This window comes from Coleofasciculus sp. G3-WIS-01, from assembly GCF_040223135.1.
Classification (GTDB): Bacteria; Cyanobacteriota; Cyanobacteriia; order Cyanobacteriales; family Coleofasciculaceae; genus Coleofasciculus.
In genome coordinates this window covers 16,099-34,127 of record NZ_JAVJZI010000239.1, presented here as the reverse complement: position 1 = coordinate 34,127, position 18,029 = coordinate 16,099, and the positions used below count along the sequence as shown (strand labels likewise).

Annotated in this window: 21 protein-coding genes; 7 read left to right on the top strand and 14 right to left on the bottom strand. The window is 46.3% G+C overall.

What is annotated here, in order from left to right; translation table 11 throughout:
• Positions 1 to 160: 160 nt before the first annotated feature.
• The 3 genes from RIM23_RS24480 (at position 161) to RIM23_RS24470 (ending at position 2,911) form a co-directional block, all read left to right on the top strand.
• The gene (locus RIM23_RS24480; RefSeq protein ID WP_446370170.1) at positions 161 to 862 is read left to right on the top strand and encodes a RibD family protein; all 702 of its coding nucleotides are present in this window, start codon (positions 161 to 163) and stop codon (positions 860 to 862) included.
• 285 nt (positions 863 to 1,147) lie between these two features.
• Positions 1,148 to 2,344 (top strand): GNAT family N-acetyltransferase, encoded by a 1,197-nt coding sequence (locus tag RIM23_RS24475; protein WP_446370168.1) that lies wholly within the window; start codon positions 1,148 to 1,150, stop codon positions 2,342 to 2,344.
• Positions 2,345 to 2,527: 183 nt separating this feature from the next.
• A complete protein-coding gene (locus tag RIM23_RS24470; RefSeq protein WP_446370166.1) occupies positions 2,528 to 2,911 on the top strand; it encodes a DUF4346 domain-containing protein in 384 nt (127 codons plus the stop codon).
• Positions 2,912 to 2,957: 46 nt separating this feature from the next.
• Here the strand turns inward: RIM23_RS24470 and psb32 are convergent, their stop codons facing one another.
• A complete protein-coding gene (gene psb32 / locus RIM23_RS24465) occupies positions 2,958 to 3,674 on the bottom strand; it encodes a photosystem II repair protein Psb32 (protein ID WP_446334141.1) in 717 nt (238 codons plus the stop codon).
• Between the two features lie 329 nt (positions 3,675 to 4,003).
• On the opposite strand from psb32, the gene RIM23_RS24460 reads away from it, so the two are divergent.
• Together RIM23_RS24460 and RIM23_RS24455 are read left to right on the top strand one after the other, a co-directional pair.
• Positions 4,004 to 4,498 carry a photosystem I reaction center protein subunit XI gene (locus tag RIM23_RS24460; RefSeq protein WP_446353043.1) on the top strand — a complete coding sequence of 165 codons (495 nt, stop codon included), beginning with the start codon at positions 4,004 to 4,006 and terminating at the stop codon, positions 4,496 to 4,498.
• A 69-nt stretch (positions 4,499 to 4,567) separates the two neighbouring features.
• A complete protein-coding gene (locus RIM23_RS24455; protein ID WP_446334143.1) occupies positions 4,568 to 4,684 on the top strand; it encodes a photosystem I reaction center subunit VIII in 117 nt (38 codons plus the stop codon).
• Between the two features lie 452 nt (positions 4,685 to 5,136).
• Here RIM23_RS24455 and stpA read toward each other — a convergent pair whose 3' ends face one another.
• The 7 genes from stpA to RIM23_RS24420 all read right to left on the bottom strand — a co-directional run bounded on the left by stpA (position 5,137) and on the right by RIM23_RS24420 (position 12,166).
• Positions 5,137 to 6,438, bottom strand: a complete 1,302-nt coding sequence (gene stpA / locus RIM23_RS24450; protein ID WP_446370164.1) for a glucosylglycerol 3-phosphatase — start codon at positions 6,436 to 6,438, stop codon at positions 5,137 to 5,139.
• A 46-nt stretch (positions 6,439 to 6,484) separates the two neighbouring features.
• Positions 6,485 to 7,039 (bottom strand): NUDIX hydrolase, encoded by a 555-nt coding sequence (locus RIM23_RS24445; protein ID WP_446370162.1) that lies wholly within the window; start codon positions 7,037 to 7,039, stop codon positions 6,485 to 6,487.
• A gap of 596 nt (positions 7,040 to 7,635) precedes the next feature.
• Positions 7,636 to 8,949, bottom strand: a complete 1,314-nt coding sequence (locus RIM23_RS24440) for a homoserine dehydrogenase (protein WP_446370160.1) — start codon at positions 8,947 to 8,949, stop codon at positions 7,636 to 7,638.
• 71 nt (positions 8,950 to 9,020) lie between these two features.
• Complete coding sequence (locus RIM23_RS24435) at positions 9,021 to 10,532, bottom strand: ATP-dependent DNA helicase (protein ID WP_446370158.1); 1,512 nt, start codon at positions 10,530 to 10,532, stop codon at positions 9,021 to 9,023.
• Between the two features lie 160 nt (positions 10,533 to 10,692).
• On the bottom strand, positions 10,693 to 10,998 hold the full coding sequence (locus tag RIM23_RS24430; RefSeq protein WP_446370157.1) for a DUF7734 family protein: 306 nt from the start codon (positions 10,996 to 10,998) through the stop codon (positions 10,693 to 10,695).
• A 77-nt stretch (positions 10,999 to 11,075) separates the two neighbouring features.
• Positions 11,076 to 11,669, bottom strand: a complete 594-nt coding sequence (locus RIM23_RS24425; protein ID WP_446370155.1) for a DUF3177 family protein — start codon at positions 11,667 to 11,669, stop codon at positions 11,076 to 11,078.
• A gap of 272 nt (positions 11,670 to 11,941) precedes the next feature.
• Positions 11,942 to 12,166 carry a CP12 domain-containing protein gene (locus RIM23_RS24420; protein WP_446358329.1) on the bottom strand — a complete coding sequence of 75 codons (225 nt, stop codon included), beginning with the start codon at positions 12,164 to 12,166 and terminating at the stop codon, positions 11,942 to 11,944.
• Between the two features lie 374 nt (positions 12,167 to 12,540).
• Between RIM23_RS24420 and RIM23_RS24415 the strand changes: the two genes are divergently transcribed.
• Positions 12,541 to 13,803: an FIST signal transduction protein gene (locus RIM23_RS24415; RefSeq protein ID WP_446370153.1), complete on the top strand. Its 1,263-nt coding sequence runs from the start codon at positions 12,541 to 12,543 to the stop codon at positions 13,801 to 13,803.
• Positions 13,804 to 14,072: 269 nt separating this feature from the next.
• Here the strand turns inward: RIM23_RS24415 and RIM23_RS24410 are convergent, their stop codons facing one another.
• The 3 genes from RIM23_RS24410 to RIM23_RS24400 all read right to left on the bottom strand — a co-directional run bounded on the left by RIM23_RS24410 (position 14,073) and on the right by RIM23_RS24400 (position 14,963).
• Entirely contained in the window at positions 14,073 to 14,300 is a 228-nt protein-coding gene (locus tag RIM23_RS24410; protein WP_446370151.1) for a helix-turn-helix domain-containing protein, read from the bottom strand.
• Positions 14,301 to 14,397: 97 nt separating this feature from the next.
• The gene (locus RIM23_RS24405) at positions 14,398 to 14,637 is read right to left on the bottom strand and encodes a helix-turn-helix domain-containing protein (protein WP_446370149.1); all 240 of its coding nucleotides are present in this window, start codon (positions 14,635 to 14,637) and stop codon (positions 14,398 to 14,400) included.
• 98 nt (positions 14,638 to 14,735) lie between these two features.
• Positions 14,736 to 14,963, bottom strand: coding sequence for a helix-turn-helix domain-containing protein (locus RIM23_RS24400; RefSeq protein WP_446358335.1), 228 nt, complete (start codon positions 14,961 to 14,963; stop codon positions 14,736 to 14,738).
• 536 nt (positions 14,964 to 15,499) lie between these two features.
• Here RIM23_RS24400 and RIM23_RS24395 point away from each other — a divergent pair.
• Entirely contained in the window at positions 15,500 to 15,928 is a 429-nt protein-coding gene (locus tag RIM23_RS24395) for a hypothetical protein (RefSeq protein WP_446370148.1), read from the top strand.
• A gap of 67 nt (positions 15,929 to 15,995) precedes the next feature.
• Here RIM23_RS24395 and RIM23_RS24390 read toward each other — a convergent pair whose 3' ends face one another.
• From RIM23_RS24390 to RIM23_RS24380, 3 genes are read right to left on the bottom strand one after another with little or no spacing between them, the layout of a single operon-like run.
• Positions 15,996 to 16,382 carry a type II toxin-antitoxin system VapC family toxin gene (locus RIM23_RS24390; protein ID WP_446370146.1) on the bottom strand — a complete coding sequence of 129 codons (387 nt, stop codon included), beginning with the start codon at positions 16,380 to 16,382 and terminating at the stop codon, positions 15,996 to 15,998.
• On the bottom strand, positions 16,379 to 16,615 hold the full coding sequence (locus tag RIM23_RS24385; protein WP_446370144.1) for a type II toxin-antitoxin system Phd/YefM family antitoxin: 237 nt from the start codon (positions 16,613 to 16,615) through the stop codon (positions 16,379 to 16,381). Before RIM23_RS24385 ends, RIM23_RS24390 begins: the two co-directional genes overlap by 4 nt.
• 54 nt (positions 16,616 to 16,669) lie before the next feature.
• Positions 16,670 to 17,776 carry a metallophosphoesterase family protein gene (locus tag RIM23_RS24380; protein ID WP_446370142.1) on the bottom strand — a complete coding sequence of 369 codons (1,107 nt, stop codon included), beginning with the start codon at positions 17,774 to 17,776 and terminating at the stop codon, positions 16,670 to 16,672.
• Positions 17,777 to 18,029: the final 253 nt, after the last annotated feature.

Sequence of the window (18,029 nt, the reverse complement as noted above, 5' to 3'; positions counted from 1 at the left end):
AGTTTACGAGTCACCGAGTCTCCATGAAAACCCCTTATATCTATCCTAGAACTATTCAAAACTTCTTTCGATTGTTCTGATTTAGTTGCAGATATTCAGACAATAGTTGGGTCAATTGCGCCAAAATAGTCACCATTGTTGTTTTTTGCCCCAGACAACTATGCCGGAAACATCTGCCATCAATCGACCCCATACTACCGTTGTTCTAGCAATGAGTGCTGATGGTAAGATTGCGGACATGACGCGATCGCCTGCTCGATTCTCATCGCCTGCGGATCAAGCCCATCTGGAAAACCAGGTGGCATTAGCGGATGGTGTTTTGTTCGGTGCAGGGACTCTCCGGGCTTATGGTACCACTCGGATTGTCTCAAATCCCCACTTACGGCAACAGCGTCAACAACGGGGCTTACCCATCCAACCTGTGCAGATTGTTTGCTCCCGTCTAGCTCAATTCGATCCGCAATTACGCTTTTTTCGCCAAAACGTGCCACGTTGGCTGTTGACGACGCAAGCCGGTGCTACATCATGGCAGGATGAGTCAGGTTATTTTGAGCGAATTTTGGTGGTGAACACCTCTAGCGATGGGATGAATTGGCATGACGCTTATCAACAGCTAAACCAATTGGGAATCCAACGGCTTGCCGTCTTAGGGGGGGGTGAATTAGTGGCGTCTCTACTCGCTGCTGATTTAATCGATGAACTCTGGTTCACAGTTTGCCCCCTGATTTTAGGAGGTGTAGCTGCCCCAACGCCAGTGGAGGGGGCGGGATTTTCGGAGCAATTGGCAAGGCGTTTAGAACTTTTGGCGGTTGAGAGGATTGAGCAAGAGTTATTTGTACACTATCGCCTGTTGAGGGGATGAGGAGATGGGGGAGTTGTAGAGACGTTCCATGCAACGTCTCTACTCTCTTAAATAAAGGGCGGGTTTTGTAGCCAAGCTGGAAACAACTCTCAATATTACTCCCTAAACCCGCCCCGACAAATTCACTCACCATGCCCTATCAGCGAAGTGAAGGGTCAAAATAAACTCTACTATGTTAACTTATGTAAATAACCCCTCCAACCCTTGCCAATGACAAATGACAAATGACGATCTTCACCGTTCATTTTAACCCTGCCAACCTAGACCTAATTATAGATTTTCCCAATGGTTTACCAACCGCATACTGACTATTCCGTTACCTGGGTTAACCGAATCGCTGATATTCCCCAAGCGGCTTGGGATGCCCTTGCCCAACCCCTGAAAACACCGTTTCTAGAATGGGATTGGTTGAATAATTTAGAGACATCGGGAAGTGCGACGTCTAAAACGGGATGGTTGCCCAATCACTTAACGGTATGGCTAAACCGACAGCTTATTGCCGCTGCGCCCTTCTACATTAAAGGTCATAGCTATGGAGAATTTGTCTTTGATCACCAATGGGCAGATCTATCCAATCGTTTAGGCGTTCGCTACTATCCAAAGCTATTAGGAATGACGCCGTTTACCCCAGCAGGCGGTTACCGATTTTTAATCGCACCTGGAGAAGATGAAGATGAAATCACTGAGATTATGATCAGTGCCATTGACCACTTTTGCGGGAATAACCGGATTAGCGGCTGTCATTTTCTCTTTGTTGACTCTGAATGGCGACAGGTGATGGAACGTCATGGTTTTACCAGCTGGTTGCATCACAGTTATATTTGGCAGAATAAAGGGTTTAGTAGTTTTGATGATTATCTGAGTATCTTTAACGCCAATCAACGGCGTAATATTAAGCGGGAACGTAAAGCGGTTACCCAAGCCGGACTGCGTTTGATTCCTTTAGTCGGGGATGATATTCCCAAATCATTATTTCCCCTGATTTATAACTTCTATAGCAGCACCTGCGATAAGTTTTTTTGGGGTAGTAAGTATCTGACGCGCAAATTTTTTGAACAGTTGTATCCCGACTATCGTCATCGCGTGGTATTGGTGGCGGCTTATCGAGATGATGATGACCGACATCCGGTGGGAATGTCGTTTTGTATTCATAAGGGCGATCAGTTGTATGGGCGTTATTGGGGCTGTTTTGAGGAGTATGATTGCCTACATTTCGATGCTTGCTATTACACCCCCATAGAATGGGCGATCGCGAATGGGATTAAGATGTTTGATCCGGGCGCCGGGGGACGCCACAAGAGACGGCGAGGATTTCCGGCTACACCGAATCACAGTCTGCACCGATTTTATAATCAACGCCTGATGCAAATTTTGCGCCACTATATTGGTGAGGTGAATGAAATGGAACAAGAAGAAATCGATGCGATCAATAACGACTTACCATTTACTAAACGAGACATTGAATTTTTGGTTCAGGATTGATTTTGTCTGGCAATGATCACTTATGAAAGTCTCTTTGTTTCCTAACTAACCTCAGCACAATTGGCAGGAGTCTGGATTTTCGTCCCAATTGTCCATTTGAGTCTTCTGCCTCCTACCCTCTGCCTGCTTTAAAGTGTCCAAGCACGGTACTATTCAAGAAGGGAAACATTGAGCTAAGAAAAGATGAACCAAACAGCAGAAAACCTGCGTACTATTGATGACAAACTGTCTAAGCGGGAAATTGAACTTGATCCCGGTGGATATTTTATTATCTACCTTGACCGGGATGGGGGGTTAATTTGTGCCAAACATTTCACCAATGTGATCGATGATCGCGGTTTAGCGGTTGACCCAGAGACGGGTAAACCGATTCCCGCACGGGGGAAGGTGGAACGGACTCATACTACCTTATTTACAGGTAGAACCGCCAAGGAAATTTGTGTGACTATTTTTGAGCAAACCCAGCCCTGTCCAGTCACAATGTTAGATCATGGGGCTTATTTAGGACGGGAGTTTATGCGGGCTGAGTATGCTTTAATTACTGGACAGGAGTATGTCCAAGATTAGCGCCTCACAAGGAACAGTGGCAAATGACAAATGACAAATGACCAACTTAGCCAGAGAAGCCCTGATAAAAGAAGTAGGTTGCCATCGGTACTACTGTAGCGACAACCAATAAGACAACAACCCAGATGGTCGAGTTTTTGGTGTCAGTTTCTTCAGCACTGGTAAATGTGCCTTCAACCTGAACCGTTTCTTCGACAACCGGAGGACCGGGATCAGGTTGACCCGATAGAACAGCAACTAAGCGATCGCTAGCCTCTAAAAAAGACTTATTGTACTTGTTACCATCCCTTAAGGGGACTGTCATTGTTTCTGAGGCGACACTTTCGGCGATGTCGTCGGGCATAATTGACTTGACTGCTTCCCCGGTGACAATGGCAGTATTATTGGTCAGGGTATCGATAAGCAGCAAGGTTTGATTGGCTTGTGCTTCCGGTGTCGGATACCATTTTTCAAATAGGGCTTGGGCAAAGCTGTCTGCGGTTTCACCGTAGTCTAAACGGCGAATGGTGACAAATCTGACTTCCTTGTCGGTTTTCTGGGCTAAGTCTTCCAAGCTTTTGCTCAACTTGCCTTCACTCAGGCGGCTGAGTACGTCGGCTTGATCAATCACCCAGGTTGGTTCACCCGCGTTGACCTTGGGCATTTGGTAGACGCCTATAGCGTTGGCAGGTGTAGCTACCAATCCGCTGACTAAAACGCCCAGCAATAGCGGTAGTATTAGACGTTTCAGGTTTTTGTATAGTTGATTGAAGATTTGTCTCATTTACTGACTCTTGAGATTACTATTTTTTTCAAAATACTACAATAAGAGTGAACGACCGACATCTAGCTCATGTCTTGACATATAGCCGCATTTGTGCAGGTCATATCCCTGATTTTTCCAAGAAGTCAGGGGTTTTGGTCTGTGGGCGTAGACGATGATTCGCGCCGATTACTCCATGGAGACACGGCGGTGCTATATCCTTAACCTATAACTAATTTGATGAAGTTTTTTAAAGGTCTTCCCATATTCTGCCATGGGATTACCCCTCCCTGCGTACAATGTTAAGTCAGGTATTTTTGTAAACATTCACAGTGAGAGGCAACATCTAAATGGCAGATGCAAGAGATATGGAAATGGTAAAACCTTATGGGGGTGACCCTTTTGTGGGTCATTTATCGACTCCAATCAGCGATTCGGCGTTTACCAGAGCGTTTATTGGCAACTTGCCAGCTTACCGCAAAGGGCTATCCCCGTTTCTACGCGGTTTGGAAATTGGCATGGCTCATGGTTACTTCCTGCTTGGTCCGTGGGTTGTATTTGGACCCTTACGGGATTATGAACCTGCCAGGTATCTGGGCGGCTTAGTCGGCGCCTTGGTGTTAGTTCTTCTGGGAACCGCCGGAATGGCAGCTTGGGGATTAGTGTCGCTCAAAGACGCCGCCGAAAGCGCTCCGAGTACAGAACGGCTCAAAACCTCTGAAGGTTGGAGTGAATTTGCGGGTGGATTCTTTGTTGGAGGTATGGGTGGCGCTTTCGTTGCCTATTTCCTACTTGAGAATTTTGAGACGGTGGATGCCATTTTCCGGGGTTTGGTTAATAACTAACCCAATTGGGTTCACGAATTGAGTAATATTTGTTTTGGACTCTTGTAAATTTAGATAGGACAATTTGACATGACCGGTTCTTATGCAGCTTCGTTCTTACCCTGGATTCTGATTCCTGTTGTCTGTTGGCTTATGCCTGCGGTGGTGATGGGACTTCTATTTATCTACATTGAAAGTGACGCCTAACTTTAGTGCGAGCATCTTGCTCGCCATCTGATCTCGCATTGTGAGGGGAGCATTGTGGGCGAGATGCTCACGGCTGCATGTTAATGCAAGTAGGTTGGGCTTTTGGAACGAAACCTAACTTATCGGGTTAGCTTGGATGTTGTGTGCTTTCCTTGACATGCTTCCGACGCTAACAGAATCTGATCCATCTTTGTCACTTTGGGGTTGGGTTCTGGGCGAAGCATTTTTGCATCAGCTTATGGGCTTCGCCCCTACGAGTTGTTGGCAAGAATGCTTCGCCCCTACGAGTTGGGCTCTCCCGTACTTGTGGTGGAAAACCCTATATTAGTGATAGCTTCCCTAAAAACATTTTTTTGAAAGCCTTGCCCCACAAAGTTTCCAAGAATAATCAGGTTTGCTTATCACCCTAGGTACGGGAGAGCCTGAATGTTTGGGTTGGTGGCGTGCTTATCCTATCGGTGATCACTCGCTTCTCTTTCTCGCGCCGCCTTTTGAAAAAATTCATTGTACTGTTGATCACCTTTGTGAAAGACAAAGTTTAAGGTTAAAGGCTCATCGACATCGCGAACATCACCGGGACCTTCAAGCACAATGATTTCCTCCCCAGATGTTTCGTTCTGACCAATTTTCACCGACTTGCGATTTTTAACTTCACCTTGGCTACTATCGATATAGACAATAATATTGCCGGTATCCAACTCCTGACCAATCCTTTGAATCAGTTGTAAAAAGTTGCGATCGCTCCCTCCTCGTCGAACCGTCAGTTTCCCCTGTGCGTCTTCAACAGAGCTATTTACCGTATCTCCTACGCCAATCATCAACGGCATTTCTTTTGGGTCAAAATTCCCTTTAACCAACTCCAGTAATTCCTCTAGCGTTTTTGGCGCTTGTCGCACATTAAAGTCTTCCCCCAAGGGATAGGAACCCGTCCGTTGAAAATAATAACGATTTAAAATCGCTAACACACCCGCCTCTTTAATCGCCCCTTGCAGCATAAACTGAAAATCAGTTGTCCCAGAATCTTGCCTTTGAGCTGGGCGTAATATTTCTTGTCCTTGCAAGTCTCTGCCTAAGTTGGGAGCATAATGGACAAAAAACGAATCGCCTAACCCTTTAACTTGTGCCTCTTGTAGAACTTCTTGCATCAGATTTTGCATATCTTTTTGCAAGTCCATATAAATTTCAGGGTATTGGCGCAGTTGTTCATAAAAGGTATTCAGATTCGCACTTGGGGAAACCTTATTTTCCAGAACAGAAGCCTGGATACATTCATCCAAATGATCAATTTCTGCGGCTGTACTTTTTTGCTCAAAAAAGCGACGTAACCGGACTTTAATCCTCTGGGGAACTTCAGCTAAAAATTCTAATTCTGCTTCGCTGACACCAGGGTGAGAGACATTCCCTTGACGGTCTTGCCATTGCACACCGCCACCCGCTAGACCAGGGAGATATAGCCTCTTTGCCTTAACCTCAGCCGGATTACCAAAGGCGCGTTCAATAATACCATTTACTCCTTTTTCTCCAATATGCTCTCCATTAGTCAGGACATAAAAATGACCATCAAACGCCTGCGTCGCTTTGACATACTTTGGGTCAATCACTCGCCTTAGGGGGTCTTTGACCAGTCCCATGCAGACGCCATCTAAATCTTGAATAATTAGGATATTTTCTACATGGGTCAAGACATCGGCAAGGACTTCAGTCTTTAATGATAGAGTATGCTCATGGGGGAGAAGTTGAGGAGAAACACTCATTTGTAAATCGCTGATGACAAACAGTTCATATTTTATCGTTCATGGTTCATCGTTCAGCGATAATCCTCTGACTCTGCCACTCTAGCAGCACAGCACGACACTGGAGACAGGTTAAATCTTGCAGGAGAGAGTGGATTCCTGGGGATGTGGTGGGGTAGGTGGTTCCAAGTCGGTTAGGGTTGACGGCGACTGTGGCGTCAAGTTCAGCCACGAAACCGTAGAGGTTTTGGTTCGAGAAGGAGCTATTGATTGCCCAGCCTGTAGAATTGAGGGGAGTTAGGTTCGCGATCGCGTCTTCACAGACTCCCAATTCCTGGCTTAAGATTCCGGGAACGGCGGCGACGGGGGTTTGTTCGGGATTGACTCGTCCACCGGGAAAATCCAGCGTCGCTTCTCCGACACCAGGGCGATAGGTTGGTACAGGAAGCAGAAATTTCCCCGCCTGAATCGTGACGATGACAACTGAATCAGCTTTTTCGACTCGCCAATAGTCCAAAATTCGTTCTTGGTCATCTTGTAAGTGTTCACCGATTAGGGTCAGCCATGGAGAACGGATTTCCACGAAACGGTCTAGGATTTGCCATGGGCGAGGTTTATTCATAAAACATTGGACTTTGGACAAAAAAACAAATTTGCGTAATTTATTTGCCAAGGCATTTGGGGCAGAAAAATTAGATGTAGGGGCGGGTTTAGGGATAATTGTAGGGGCGGGTTTAGGGAATCAATTCAGCTAGTCACCGATAACGGAACAACTTGCACCCGCCCTCCCCACCGATAACGGCACAACTTGCACCCGCTCATTCCCTACCGAAAGGCAATCCATTAATCCCAAACTGGACAACCGAACCCACCTTATTCTCAACCGCGATCGCACCAAAAAAATGTCGAAATTGGGACTTTAGGGAATTAGTTAGGTGAAAGATTGGGGCAGGGCGGGTTTTGCAAAAAGGTGATTGGTGGCTCCATTAATTTTGTCCCTAAACCCGCCCCTACATTGGGTTTTATGTCCCGATATCATATTTTCTGAAACTTCATACTCTTGCACCGCTATCAGGGCAAATGTATCATTGCTCCCCCAGCTCCCCCAGCTCCCCCAGCTTCCCCAGCTCCCCCAGCTTCCCCAGCTCCCCCAGCTCCCCCAGCTCCCCCAGCTTCCCCAGCTTCCCCAGCTTCCCCAGTATTTCCACGGCTGCTGCACTACAGCACTCTCAAAACACTGGGAATACTATCAACCGCTTCTAACGCCTGAATTTCGGCTAATGCTTGGCGGAAGTTTCCTTCCCTGACATCATGGGTAACGACCACAATTTCTGCTAACTCATCCCGGAACCCAATTTGCACGACTGACTCTAAACTGACCCCATGATTACCAAAGCTAATACCCAAATGACCAATAACACTGGGTCTATCTTTGGTCATAATCCGGGCATAAAATCGAGTGACTAATTCTGAAATTGGGGAAATGCTGCAATAGTGTTGATGCACACAACTTAATAAGGGATGCAGGTGATGTGTCTCTCCCGCCGTTTTCAATACAGCCGCAATATTCAGAATATCGGATACCACCGCACTCGCCGTTGGACCAGAACCTGCACCCGGACCAAAGAACATGACTTGTCCCAAGGGTTCCCCTTCCACCAAAATCGCGTTGTAAACCCCATTGATACTCGCTAGGGGATGGGTTTGCGGGACTAGAGTCGGGTGAACCCTAATCTGTAGCATTTCTGATTCGGGGTCACTGGTGGGAACCTTCGCCTCTCGCTTGGCTACCGCGAGGAGTTTAATCACAAACCCTAAGTTCTGGGCGTAAGCGATATCGGCGGCGCTGACTTGACGAATCCCTTCACAGTAAACGTCTTCTAACTTAATCCGTCCGGCAAAGGCTAAGGATGCGAGGATAGCAATTTTATCGGCGGCGTCTAAGCCTTCGACATCGGCTGTGGGATCAGCTTCGGCATAGCCTAATTTTTGGGCATCTGCCAGAATATCAGCAAATTCTCCGCCTTCGGTTTGCATCCGGGTGAGAATGTAATTGGTTGTCCCGTTGACAATACCGATAATACTGTGAATTTGATTTACCCCTAAGGACTGTTTCAGGGGTTGAATCACCGGGATACCGCCACCCACAGCCGCTTCTAGGAGAACATAGACGCCTTTTTCTTCGGCTGCGGTGAAAATTTCTGCCCCATAACGGGCAATGACGGCTTTATTGGCGGTGACAATATGCTTACCGTGGGAAATGGCTTTGAGGATTAGCGATCGCGCAGGTTCTAATCCTCCTAGTAATTCGACGATAATATCAATTTCTGGGTCAGTGACAATCGACTCCAAGTCCGTGGTCATTATCTCGGGTGACACCTTCACGGATCGAGGTTTATCTAGCGATCGCACGCCGACTCGATGAATGTCAATCGTTTGCAGCAGGGGATTTCGACCTATGGGGTCTTGTAAAATTTTCGCTGTTCCCGTACCAACTGTTCCCAGTCCCAGTAAACCGATTTTAAAAGCCACAGCTATTATCCTAAAATTTTAAGCATTACAGAAAATGGGTCATCTTTTCAAGAGTGTGAATGCCTTATCGTTCACTCAAACCAACCGTCATCCACATAATTAATTTGGGCAAAGGGACTCAACGCTGATAGCACTTGAGTGCCGTAACTGCGATAGTTAACCCGATTGTCTAAGAGGGCAACAATCCCCTGAGAGTCTCGCACAGGTGCAACTGCCCGTTGTAATTCTCGCAACGCCGCAGGTAATAGAAATAAGCGAAACCAGTCTAAACGTCGCTGTTTGTAATGCGCCACTTTACCCGCAACCCAGGGAGATTCTAGGGAAGGTAGGGGTAACGTGGCAATAATGAGCAGTTGGGGAGAGGGTAAAATTTGCTGCTGAGAGCGCCAGAATTCCCAACCACAGACTAGAATACCCTTCTCGTCTAGCTGGGTCTTTTCCACCTGAACTCGCGAGCCAAATTCAGCGGCTAACACTGCCCCTAACTGGCTTTTGAGGGGGACATCCCCGACTAAGATGACGATAGGGGTTTTCACCTGATGAGTTGCCCCTAAAAGCGTTCGCACTTGTTGGAACAAGGCATGTTGGAATCGAGGCGTATTCGGCATTGGTAACCCATCGGGTAAATAAAGCTGAATCAGTTTACTGTGCCGATCTGGCGAGAATTTTAAGCAGGTTAATTCTCCTAAACCCAGTTGTTGACGGTAAACCGCAGCCGAAGCCTCCAAATCCAGCGCCCCCCCAATTAATACCACCGGTTGTTCTAACCAAATGGGACTGAGGGATGTTGCTACTTCTTTTGGTTCACAATACAGGGAAAACTGACCTTGCGATCGCTCAATAGCTGCCCAGGTAAACTGATTTGATGATTGCCAGCATTGCCAAAACTGTTTCCAGGCTGTTGGTAGATAGAAAGACTCCCCGCCATTTTCCGATTGTAAGACCTCAAACAACTCCTGGAGGACAGCTTGTTCGCCCGATTCTATCAAATAGCAATCATAAGGATTTGCCGGATGCTCAAATAAGAGTTTAGTCAGCCGTACCCGCATGTCCCGAATCCAAGCCGTCTTTTGGGGATGGGCTAACATCAGTTCATGCCAATGCTGGGGCTCGATAGTACTCTTAAGTTGATCGCGCACCCAGTCTTCTAAATCGTCAGCTTGGTCAATGAGTGTGGGAATACCTGGAGGAAACTCCCTTTTTTGCGCCAAGCGATCTGCCAACCACGCTTCGGGAGTGGTAATCAGCAGTCCTTGAAAATCCTCATCTGGGAACGTGTCGCCAACGTAAATCGCCTTATTCGTACCCATCCATTCCTGCAAGCTGGGAATTTCTACCTGTAGCAGCCACTTTTGGACTGACACAGGCGCAACAATAATCACGGGTTCTTGCCATATTAAGGCAGGTGCCAGGTAACTCAGACGATAGAGTCCTTGGGTACTTCCCGTTTGAATTAATGCTGAACGCCCCAAGCGCAAAGCCCGCGCTACCAGCCGCGCCATTGTCAAATGGTGGGGCCAGTTGGGTTGACCTTGCTCTCGCAGAAAGGCACGTAGAGAGGAATGGACTTCTACTTCAATCACGTTAATCTCGTGGAAAGAAAGTTCCCAGAACTATAGACAGCTATTCTCATCTTGCCTCAACCTGAGGATGAGTTACTACGACTGGATTTTGGAACTTATCTAGTTTGACATAAGAATCGGGTATTAGGTGTAGCTGAGGTCTTGCACCAGTGCGTTCATCCTAAACACCAGCAGCTACCAACAACTGCTGCATCGCCTCCCCAGTTAACCCCTGCTGAATGTAACGAGGCGCATCCGGATTATAGGGACTGGCGATGCGATCAATCTTGACAATTTCCGCTTCTGGTGGTAATACAGGCACATCTGGATCGAAAGCAGTTGGACGCATTAAGGAACTAGAAAACCCTTTGTAAATAGCAATCTGATCCTCTTCGCCAGCAATTTGAGCGGTAATGAGTAAAACTTCCTGAGGATACTTAATCGTGTATTGTTCTAAACGCTGCCCAATAGAATTTCCTTGGTTCATGGTTGATTGGGGAAGGGGTGATTGGGGAAGAGGGATTAAAAAATTTTAGCTTTTGACTTATCTGTCCCAGTTTCCGGCTACTGTTCCATAGCAATTCGTCCCTGTTTCCCTAAGCGAATCAGAACGAAATAGCTCAAGTACAGAACATAAAACAATAATCCGACAATGCCAATAAGACCCAAAAATTGAGGAGAAGACTCAGGATGGAAATATTGTTTAAACAACCACGCGGGTTCTAGCCAAACTCTACAGGCAAACGTTTCCGCAGCCTCTGGAGTAAACGCACATCCCAGAGACGGAATACTCCACAATACACCAATCCCACAGTAAATAGTTATTGCCCAGCGCCAAGCCGTCAGCGTAAGTTTCAGCGGGTTAGTCGGTTGATCTTCAATATCTTCATTCACATCCACCCAGAACCAGAGGGAGATGGGCATCAGAATCCGGGCAAACCAACCCGATATAAAACCAATGGGCCACGAGGCAATCATGATATAAACCGTAATTGCCAATAAACTAGACACGCGCCAGTAGATAATTAACAGGCGCACGATCGCATCAGCTTTTTTAACAAAAGCCCATAAAATTAGGATCAGGGGAATAAACACCGTAAATAAAACGGCTAACCGATAGTCTGTCCAGACTAATGCTTGCAGCAGTTGATCGGGCATAGCTAATAGCCGACGAGTTCCTTTGGTTTGACGTTAACAGAGTGACACCGCGATTGGTTCACATCCCAAATTGTACGGTAATGTTGCCATTTCCGCTTCGGTAACATCATTTAATACCCAATTTAAATGCATGACAGCTTACTAGTGTACTGAACAACAGGCTCCTCAGAAACAAAAAAATCAGCCGGAATCACCCGAAGGAGTTCCAGCTGCAAAACTGATTCACTGAATTCATCCATACAGAATCGGCATGGATAGCCGATGAAGAGTCCTTATTCGTCGTAGACTCGACACTCATCTGCATCAGGATTTTCTTCGCAATACTTCTCGAAGGAGGTTTTCTTTGTGCCTTGTTGCTTCTGGTGTGATGCTTCAGCTTGCAACTCTTCTACAGAATCCCAAGCTACCGCACAGTCTGGGGACTCTGCGCCTTGAGAATCACAAACAGCTCTAGCTTGCTGACGTTCCCGATCAATTTTTTCTTGAATATCACTCATTGACTACTTTCCTTGTTTCCTGATTACTGCACTAATGTATTGTACAGAACGCCTATTTATTTTGTGTTGACAGTCCCTGGATATATCCAAGTCTGTGCTTATAGGTCTTGAGGATTCTATAGTTTAACGTTCAGCACAAGCCGACACGCTGTTTACAATTCTACACGATCTGCCCAACTACCGGAAATAGGTATTGGGGATTGGGGAGGTTTTGACCTTTACCTACGAGGACACGGTGCGTGAGTTAACTCCCCATATCCCTCATCTCCCTGGCAGCAGTCCCTTGGGAGTTAGCCGAATTGGAGTTATCATAAGGCTTTGATTAGTAGCCAACCTGAAAAACACCCTACCCAGGGAAAACCGCAGTAGAACTCATGGCAAATTTGATGAAGTGGGTCAATGCCTTATCAACTCGTCCGTCCTTGGAAACAGCCATCGTCGAGGTGGTAGATCGTCTGGGACAATCGTTGTCGATGCCTGCGGATTTGGGTCTGGTGTTCATCTCTTCCGCTTATGCCAGCGAGTATTCCCGATTAATGCCCCTGCTACAAGAACGGTTATCCGTACCCGTGATGATTGGTTGTGGGGGAGGTGGCGTGATTGGTATGAATGCCCAAGGTCAACCCCAAGAAATCGAAGCAGAACCCGCTCTCTCAATCAGTTTGGCAAGTATGCCAGAGGTTTCAGTACGGGCGTTTCATATTCCTGCAAGTGATTTGCCAGACTTGGATAGTTCACCAAATGCTTGGGTGGACTTAATTGGTGTTTCCCCCCAAGAGCAACCCCATTTCATCTTATTAGCCGATCCCTTTTCCTCGAAAGTCAATGATCTGTTACAAGGGTTAGATTTTGCCTATCCCGGTTCAGTTAAGGTGGGAGGATTAGCCAGTGCCAGTGGGATGGGAGTTCAGAGTGGATTATTTTATCGTGATCCTGAACAATGCCCTGAGGGTAGGTTACATCGAGAAGGTACAGTCGGCGTGGCGTTGAGTGGGAATGTGGTACTCGACCCCATTGTCGCCCAAGGCTGTCGCCCCATTGGTCAACCCTATCAAATCACCAAAGGCGAACGAAACATTGTACTGGAACTAGCCGATAGTAATGGGATGAGCTTCAGTGAGGCTGAATCCCAGCCGCCGTTAGTCGTACTGCGCGATTTAATTCAAAACCTGAGTGAGAGCGATCGCGAATTGGCGCAACATTCCCTATTTATTGGCATTGCCCGTGATGAGTTTAAGCAAAGTCTCGGTCCTGGGGATTTCCTGATTCGCAATCTGTTGGGCGTTGATCCCAGACTGGGTGCGATCGCGATTGGCGATCGGGTGCGTCCTGGTCAACGGATTCAGTTCCATCTGCGAGATGCCCGCACCTCTGAGGAAGACCTAGAATTACTTTTACAGAATTATCAAAACCAAGTCAATCCCACCCCAGAAACGGCGGGAGCCTTAATGTTTTCCTGTTTAGGGCGGGGTCAAGGATTGTATGGCAAACCCGATTTTGATTCCCAACTTTTGTGTCGCTATCTTAATAATATTTCCGTTGGCGGTTTCTTCTGTAATGGCGAGATTGGACCCGTTGGCGGGAGTACATTTTTACACGGCTACACGTCAGTATTTGGCATTTGTCGGCAACCTTAATTAGCAAGAGGAGGCGATTGAAATCGCAGCTACGCAAACTTGCGTCCGCCTGCGCGGACTAGGTTATAACGGGGGTAGCTAACTCTGATTTGGTATCAGATGTTAGTAGGGTGGGTTAGGCGGGAACTCAATCGGCAAAATAACTGTTTAATTCAATATCCGCCGTAACCCACCAACAACGATATTTGGCGCGTCGAGTACCTGCAATAATTTCTGATATTAGTCAACCCTAATTTTAGAGGAATGGGATTGCTGCATAAAACCTGCTTTCACTGCTCATTTGGGCTAAACGCTTCAACGAGTTCCTCAAGAGTGCAGTTAAGTACCTGTAATAATTTCTGAGTTTGCTCTGGATATAACCGTGGTCTTTGTCCTCCTGTCTCCCATAGAGAAACAGTACCAACAGTGACATCCATCAAAATTGATATTTTCCGTTGGGTTAAGCCAGCACGCTTCCTCAAGTACGCAAACGTTATTGATTCTTCTTCGTTTGCCATTTGGCATCCTTGTTAACTTTAGGTTGATCAGTATTTTTGGACAAGTATTAGTCAACCATTATGTTAAAGGAGTTGGATTTTTGGGTAAATCCTGCTTTCACGGCTCATTTCGGCTAAACGCTTCTACGAATTCCTCAAGGGTGCAGTCGAGTACCTGTAATAATTTCTGAATTTGCTCTGGAAACAAACGTGGTCTTCGTGCGCCCGTCTCCCACTGGGAAACAGTCGTAACGGTTACATCCATTGCAATGGAGATCTCGCGCTGGGTTAAACCCGCACGTTTCCTTAAATAGGTAAATGTGATTGGTTTTTCTTCACTTGCCACTTCACTTGCCATTTTGCATCCCGGTTGACTGGGGGTTGACCAGTATTTTTCGACAAGTATTAGTTAACCCTAATTTTAGAGGAGTGGGATTTTTGGGTAAATCTTGACTTTCACTGTTCATTTGGGCTAAACGCTTCAACGAGTTCCTCAAGAGTGCAATTGAGTACCTGTAATAATTTCTGGGTTTGTTCTGGATATAACCGTGGTCTTTGTCCTCCTGTCTCCCACAGGGAAACGGTACTAACAGTGACATCCATCAAAACTGATATTTTCCGTTGAGTTAAGCTAGCACGCTTCCTCAAATAGGTAAAAGTGATTGGTTTTTCTTCATTTGCCATATCACATCCCCATAGAATTTAGGTCGAACGGGAAAGGTTGACAAATTTCGGTCAACCTAAATATACTAGACATAGAAAAAGACAGGCGAATCGAGGAGTCGCCTCAGACCTTCGATTAACTTGTCCATTTCCTTCACCTGTTAGGACTCGCAAACCTAACGTTTACCCTATCCATTGGCTAGCTAGCCCAACAGTTAGTTTACTAGCCCAACAGTTAGTTTAGCCATTGGCTAGGTTTCGTCTGGCTGTCTAGATAGCTTACGCTGGCTTACATCCTATCTTATATGACCAAAAAGCGATGCCGCAAAAGGGCGATCGCACTCAGTCTATCCATACATACCCTATGAGGACATTCAACGCAAGCTCGGCACTCGCTGTCGCGCCACAATTTGCTGCCATTCGCGCCGTTCTCCAACCCTAGGGTGATTACCTGCGCCAACGCCGGAAACGGTCAGCTTGTAACGTTTTCACAGCCTTTAATCCCGCCAGAAAACGATGACCCATCCACCTATTCAAAAATTAAAATCTAAAATCCAATGACTGCTTTATTTCGCCGTATTAATCCCGCCCAAAAGTTCCGCATCACCAAACGCCAAATCGCCCAATTCCTGGGCATTTCCGAATCCCTAATTGTCAAAGTTGAATCCTGGCTTTATGTTCTATTTGTTCACCGTTTGGACAAAGGTGGACAATTTATCAGTTATCGCAAAATGGAACAATGGAAAAATGCTGTAGCCTGTCACCTGCAAAAATGCTCAACTTGGGAACAGTTAGAACATCTTTGGAATGCCATTAAATTTGATCACACGAAGCATCAAAAACAATATATCGCCTTTGTCTTGCCATTCCTGGACAAAATTAGGTTGAAATGTCTGGAAGCCATTTCCCCAGAGTTAACCGTTGCCAAGCGGCAGAGCTATGCTAATTTATTAACGTGCGATCGCACCCTGATCTCTTGTGGCTAAAGACGCACTGACGTAGGGTTTCCCTTTCCACTACACAAAAAACGCGATCGCCAATCACCAGTATTAGCTACCAAGCTAACTTCACGGGATACTGAGCAAATATTGGATCGCAACTCACGAGAAAAGCATCTTCAACTCTTGCCTGAGCTATTAATAGCCGATCAAAAGGGTCTTTGTGAGGGTTAGGTAAGCTCTCCAATACTAAAACGTGCCTCAGCGTAATCGGCAGTATTTCGAGATTGTTAGTCTTTTGCTGACTTTCAATCAATTCAGCTAAAGGCAGATTAAGTTTAAGTTTACCGAGTTGAAGCTTGATTTGTATTTCCCAGATGCTAGCAACACTCAGCAGCAACATGTTTTCCGGTTCTTGACACAAAGATAGAGCTTTTTGTGACAGCTTATTCGGCTGAGAATCCCACCAAATAAAGGTATGGGTATCTAGCAATAATTTCATTCCTCTCCTGTCCAGAATTCTTCCGGTAAAGGCTGATCAAAATCGTCACTTGTCCAGATTCCTCCATCATGTAATCCCGCTATGCGTCGTGGGATTGATGATGCGATGGGTACGAGACGGGCAAGGGGAGTACTACCTTCGGTCAAGACAATCTCTGTACCTCCCCGTACTAGAAACAATAACTCCTGCAAATTTATCTGTGCTTCATGCACATCAACCATTTTTGTAGACATTAACTGTTCTCCTAGCTACAACTCAGAATAACCGATCGCGTCCACTCCAAAAACTCATGACTCCAGGAGTAAGGTAGTGTGATTATCGATAAAAGCAGGTTTCCCGTTACTATCCATCGCGCTAAAGGTTTGGAAATAGCGGCGGACAAGGGGGGGAAACTCAGGAAAATCAAAACAGGCGTCACCCACAGCAATATCTGCCCAAAAGTTGCGTAGACTGGGGGCAAGTTTATCGGCGTCGGCTACGGGTAAACATAAAGGTGGGGCGGTAAGTAACTTTACCATAAACGGATGAGAGCGATCGCCCATCCATTTCCGCGAAATTTCTGGCAGATTTTCCCAACCGGGTACAGATGTGATGTGATGGGATTCTATCTGTAACCAGCGATTCCCTCGGTTATCGGTTCGCAATTCTAAGACTCGGTAGGGATGGGGATAGCTGACTAATGATCCGGTGGTAATATCGTAGATTCCCTGGTGATAGGCGATATCCTGGACATGAAGATGACCCGTAAAGATTAAATTCACCCCAGCCGCTTTGAGCAGATTTAACAGGGTAGGGGCATTATCCAGCATATAACGGCGTCCCAAGGGATGCTTTGCTTGATTCGGTAGATGTTCGATGACATTGTGATGTACCATGACTACAACCAACTTATCCTGAGTTTGAGAAAGTACATCCTCAAGCCATGCCAATTGCGGTGCATCCAGACAACCCACCTGCTTACCCGTCTGGTCAAATTGGTTAGAATTTAACCCAATAAGCTGCACACCGGGGAAAATTTCATGGGTGTAGTAGAGTTGGTCGGGATTATCATAGCCAAATTGATGATAGTAGTGGGGAAACTCTTTCAGTCCAATCGAACGTTCGTCCGGTAATAGCGTGGGGACATCATGATTACCAGGTACAACGTAAACCGGGTAGGGTAGCTGGGATAAGCGCCTTTGTAGCCAGTCATGGTTAGTCGGTTCGCCGTGTTGGGTTAAATCTCCTGGAAGCAGGAGAAAATCTAGATTAAGGTGTTCTAAATGATTGAATACTAGCTCTAGGGCGGGGATACTGATTTCCACTAAATGAAAGCGGGTGGGAATATCCCAAATAGTTTTGGGTAGGGCAATGTGTAGGTCGCTGATCACCGCAAAGCGGGCATTTAAACTCATGAATTTTTCCCTCTCTCAGCCCTTGGTTTCCAGGTTGAGTGTCGGACTTCTATTGGTTATAACACTTTCTGTGAAAAGTGAGATGTCTGTTGCATCTATGTTTCACAACAATTAATTATTGTGTTTATTTTTGACCTAGATTCCGACACAATTGCTAGATTGGAATCAGCTTCCATAAGCTAGCTCCTTGACGAAATCGAATCGAGTAGCACTATCCTGAGTTGAGATTCATTATACCATTGTCAGAGCGGTA

What these genes read in the sequence shown, in the direction of transcription:
- RIM23_RS24480 (WP_446370170.1), top strand. Translation starts at nt 161, where the DNA reads ATGCCGGAAACATCTGCCATCAATCGACCCCATACTACCGTTGTTCTA.
- RIM23_RS24475 (WP_446370168.1), top strand. Translation starts at nt 1,148, where the DNA reads ATGGTTTACCAACCGCATACTGACTATTCCGTTACCTGGGTTAACCGA.
- RIM23_RS24470 (WP_446370166.1), top strand. Translation starts at nt 2,528, where the DNA reads ATGAACCAAACAGCAGAAAACCTGCGTACTATTGATGACAAACTGTCT.
- psb32 (WP_446334141.1), bottom strand. Translation starts at nt 3,674, where the DNA reads ATGAGACAAATCTTCAATCAACTATACAAAAACCTGAAACGTCTAATA.
- RIM23_RS24460 (WP_446353043.1), top strand. Translation starts at nt 4,004, where the DNA reads ATGGCAGATGCAAGAGATATGGAAATGGTAAAACCTTATGGGGGTGAC.
- RIM23_RS24455 (WP_446334143.1), top strand. Translation starts at nt 4,568, where the DNA reads ATGACCGGTTCTTATGCAGCTTCGTTCTTACCCTGGATTCTGATTCCT.
- stpA (WP_446370164.1), bottom strand. Translation starts at nt 6,438, where the DNA reads ATGAGTGTTTCTCCTCAACTTCTCCCCCATGAGCATACTCTATCATTA.
- RIM23_RS24445 (WP_446370162.1), bottom strand. Translation starts at nt 7,039, where the DNA reads ATGAATAAACCTCGCCCATGGCAAATCCTAGACCGTTTCGTGGAAATC.
- RIM23_RS24430 (WP_446370157.1), bottom strand. Translation starts at nt 10,998, where the DNA reads ATGAACCAAGGAAATTCTATTGGGCAGCGTTTAGAACAATACACGATT.
- RIM23_RS24425 (WP_446370155.1), bottom strand. Translation starts at nt 11,669, where the DNA reads ATGCCCGATCAACTGCTGCAAGCATTAGTCTGGACAGACTATCGGTTA.
- RIM23_RS24420 (WP_446358329.1), bottom strand. Translation starts at nt 12,166, where the DNA reads ATGAGTGATATTCAAGAAAAAATTGATCGGGAACGTCAGCAAGCTAGA.
- RIM23_RS24415 (WP_446370153.1), top strand. Translation starts at nt 12,541, where the DNA reads ATGGCAAATTTGATGAAGTGGGTCAATGCCTTATCAACTCGTCCGTCC.
- RIM23_RS24410 (WP_446370151.1), bottom strand. Translation starts at nt 14,300, where the DNA reads ATGGCAAACGAAGAAGAATCAATAACGTTTGCGTACTTGAGGAAGCGT.
- RIM23_RS24405 (WP_446370149.1), bottom strand. Translation starts at nt 14,637, where the DNA reads ATGGCAAGTGAAGTGGCAAGTGAAGAAAAACCAATCACATTTACCTAT.
- RIM23_RS24400 (WP_446358335.1), bottom strand. Translation starts at nt 14,963, where the DNA reads ATGGCAAATGAAGAAAAACCAATCACTTTTACCTATTTGAGGAAGCGT.
- RIM23_RS24395 (WP_446370148.1), top strand. Translation starts at nt 15,500, where the DNA reads ATGACTGCTTTATTTCGCCGTATTAATCCCGCCCAAAAGTTCCGCATC.
- RIM23_RS24390 (WP_446370146.1), bottom strand. Translation starts at nt 16,382, where the DNA reads ATGAAATTATTGCTAGATACCCATACCTTTATTTGGTGGGATTCTCAG.
- RIM23_RS24385 (WP_446370144.1), bottom strand. Translation starts at nt 16,615, where the DNA reads ATGTCTACAAAAATGGTTGATGTGCATGAAGCACAGATAAATTTGCAG.
- RIM23_RS24380 (WP_446370142.1), bottom strand. Translation starts at nt 17,776, where the DNA reads ATGAGTTTAAATGCCCGCTTTGCGGTGATCAGCGACCTACACATTGCC.